The 460-nt window shown below is 47.8% G+C and carries 1 rRNA gene; it reads right to left on the bottom strand.

Going from position 1 to position 460, the window contains the following annotated elements:
* Positions 1-460: ribosomal RNA gene (locus KUA11_RS17135) — 16S ribosomal RNA — on the bottom strand; the annotation flags it as partial.

Below are 460 nucleotides of genomic sequence, written 5' to 3'. Positions count from 1 at the left end.
GACTACTGGGGTATCTAATCCTGTTTGATACCCACACTTTCGAGCATCAGTGTCAGTTGCAGTCCAGTGAGCTGCCTTCGCAATCGGAGTTCTTCGTGATATCTAAGCATTTCACTGCTACACCACGAATTCCGCCCACCTCTACTGTACTCAAGACAGCCAGTATCAACTGCTATTTTACGGTTGAGCCGCAAACTTTCACAACTGACTTAACTGTCCACCTACGCTCCCTTTAAACCCAATAAATCCGGATAACGCTCGGATCCTCCGTATTACCGCGGCTGCTGGCACGGAGTTAGCCGATCCTTATTCATATGGTACATACAACATTCCACACGTGGAAAACTTTATTCCCATATAAAAGAAGTTTACAACCCATAGGGCAGTCATCCTTCACGCTACTTGGCTGGTTCAGACTCGCGTCCATTGACCAATATTCCTCACTGCTGCCCCCCGTAGG

Source organism: Acetobacter estunensis (genome assembly GCF_019083805.1).
In the GTDB taxonomy this organism is placed as follows: domain Bacteria; phylum Pseudomonadota; class Alphaproteobacteria; order Acetobacterales; family Acetobacteraceae; genus Acetobacter; species Acetobacter estunensis_A.
Note: the sequence above shows the minus strand (reverse complement) of the source record. Positions and strands in the feature narration are given on the sequence as shown.